Origin of the sequence: Pseudomonas sp. NFPP28, from assembly GCF_900115535.1 — a bacterium.
GTDB lineage: Bacteria > Pseudomonadota > Gammaproteobacteria > Pseudomonadales > Pseudomonadaceae > Aquipseudomonas > Aquipseudomonas extremorientalis.
The window spans coordinates 1-1,680 of record NZ_FOWT01000020.1 but is presented as its reverse complement, the minus strand read 5'-3'; the positions used below and the strand labels follow the sequence as shown (position 1 = coordinate 1,680).

General features: G+C 49.9%; 1 rRNA gene. It reads right to left on the bottom strand.

What is annotated here, in order from left to right:
- Positions 1-1,578: ribosomal RNA gene (locus BM110_RS29155) — 23S ribosomal RNA — on the bottom strand; the annotation flags it as partial.
- Positions 1,579-1,680: the final 102 nt, after the last annotated feature.

Below are 1,680 nucleotides of genomic sequence, written 5' to 3'. Positions count from 1 at the left end.
CTGAAGCTTAGAAGCTTTTCTTGGAAGCATGGCATCAACCACTTCGTCACCTAAAAGGTAACTCGTCATCAGCTCTCGGCCTTAAGATCCCGGATTTACCTAAGATCTCAGCCTACCACCTTAAACTTGGACAACCAACGCCAAGCTGGCCTAGCCTTCTCCGTCCCTCCATCGCAATAACCAGAAGTACAGGAATATTAACCTGTTTTCCATCGACTACGCTTTTCAGCCTCGCCTTAGGGACCGACTAACCCTGCGTCGATTAACGTTGCGCAGGAAACCTTGGTCTTTCGGCGTGGGTGTTTTTCACACCCATTGTCGTTACTCATGTCAGCATTCGCACTTCTGATACCTCCAGCAAGCTTCTCAACTCACCTTCACAGGCTTACAGAACGCTCCTCTACCGCATCACTTACGTGATACCCGTAGCTTCGGTGTATGGTTTGAGCCCCGTTACATCTTCCGCGCAGGCCGACTCGACTAGTGAGCTATTACGCTTTCTTTAAAGGGTGGCTGCTTCTAAGCCAACCTCCTAGCTGTCTAAGCCTTCCCACATCGTTTCCCACTTAACCATAACTTTGGGACCTTAGCTGACGGTCTGGGTTGTTTCCCTTTTCACGACGGACGTTAGCACCCGCCGTGTGTCTCCCATGCTCGGCACTTGTAGGTATTCGGAGTTTGCATCGGTTTGGTAAGTCGGGATGACCCCCTAGCCGAAACAGTGCTCTACCCCCTACAGTGATACATGAGGCGCTACCTAAATAGCTTTCGAGGAGAACCAGCTATCTCCGAGCTTGATTAGCCTTTCACTCCGATCCACAGGTCATCCGCTAACTTTTCAACGGTAGTCGGTTCGGTCCTCCAGTTAGTGTTACCCAACCTTCAACCTGCCCATGGATAGATCGCCCGGTTTCGGGTCTATTCCCAGCGACTAGACGCCCTATTAAGACTCGCTTTCGCTACGCCTCCCCTATTCGGTTAAGCTCGCCACTGAAAATAAGTCGCTGACCCATTATACAAAAGGTACGCAGTCACCTAACAAAGTAGGCTCCCACTGCTTGTACGCATACGGTTTCAGGATCTATTTCACTCCCCTCTCCGGGGTTCTTTTCGCCTTTCCCTCACGGTACTAGTTCACTATCGGTCAGTCAGTAGTATTTAGCCTTGGAGGATGGTCCCCCCATATTCAGACAAAGTTTCTCGTGCTCCGTCCTACTCGATTTCATGACTAAGAGATTTTCGCGTACAGGGCTATCACCCACTATGGCCGCACTTTCCAGAGCGTTCCGCTAATCTCAAAGCCACTTAAGGGCTAGTCCCCGTTCGCTCGCCACTACTAAGGGAATCTCGGTTGATTTCTTTTCCTCAGGGTACTTAGATGTTTCAGTTCCCCTGGTTCGCCTCTTGCACCTATGTATTCAGTACAAGATAACCATCTTATGATGGCTGGGTTCCCCCATTCAGACATCTCCGGATCAAAGTCTGTTTGCCGACTCCCCGAAGCTTTTCGCAGGCTACCACGTCTTTCATCGCCTCTGACTGCCAAGGCATCCACCGTATGCGCTTCTTCACTTGACCATATAACCCCAAGCAATCTGGTTATACTGTGAAGACGACATTCGCCGAAAATTCGAATTTCTCAACTAAGAGAACTCACAAATTTTACCTTAGCCTGATCCG